This is a genomic window from Bacillus sp. mrc49 (assembly GCF_002803435.1).
In genome coordinates, this window is the sequence record NZ_PHNG01000499.1 from 1 (window position 1) to 690 (window position 690).

At 41.4% G+C, this 690-nt stretch carries 1 protein-coding gene; it reads left to right on the forward strand.

Going from position 1 to position 690, the window contains the following annotated elements; translation table 11 throughout:
* On the forward strand, nt 1–690 hold a 690-nt coding region (locus CVN76_RS04770; RefSeq protein ID WP_232732106.1), incomplete at both ends, for a toxin Cry1Ac domain D-VI-related protein.

A 690-nucleotide genomic window follows, 5' to 3' on the forward strand; every position in this document is an offset into this window, starting at 1 on the left:
GAAGATCTATTCACGAATGATAAGTTCGATACATTGAAAGGAAGTACGAATCAAGGGGCGATAGACGAAGCTCAAGCAGCAGTCAATAAATTGCCAGCCGGTGCGGAAAAAGACCGTTTACAAGATTTAGTGAACAAAGCGAAGGATTTATTGAAGAAAAAAGAAGAAGCAGAAAAAGAACAAGCCGATGCGAAGAAAAAAGTAGAAGACCTGTTCACGGATAACAAGTTCGACACATTGAAAGGAAGTACCAATCAAGCCGCGGTTGACGAAGCTCAGGCAGCAGTCAATAAATTGCCAGCCGGTGCGGAAAAAGACCGTTTACAAAATTTAGTGAACAAAGCGAAGGATTTATTGAAGAAAAAAGAAGAAGCAGAAAAAGAACAAGCTGATGCGAAGAAAAAAGTAGAAGACCTGTTCACGGATAACAAGTTCGACACATTGAAAGGAAGTACCAATCAAGCCGCGGTTGACGAAGCGGAAGCAGCAGTCAATAAATTACCAGCCGGTGCGGAAAAAGACCGTTTACAAGATTTAGTGAACAAAGCGAAGGATTTATTGAAGAAAAAAGAAGAAGCAGAAAAAGAACAAGCTGATGCGAAGAAAAAAGTAGAAGACCTGTTCACGGATAACAAGTTCGACACATTGAAAGGAAGTACCAATCAAGCCGCGGTTGACGAAGCTCAGGCA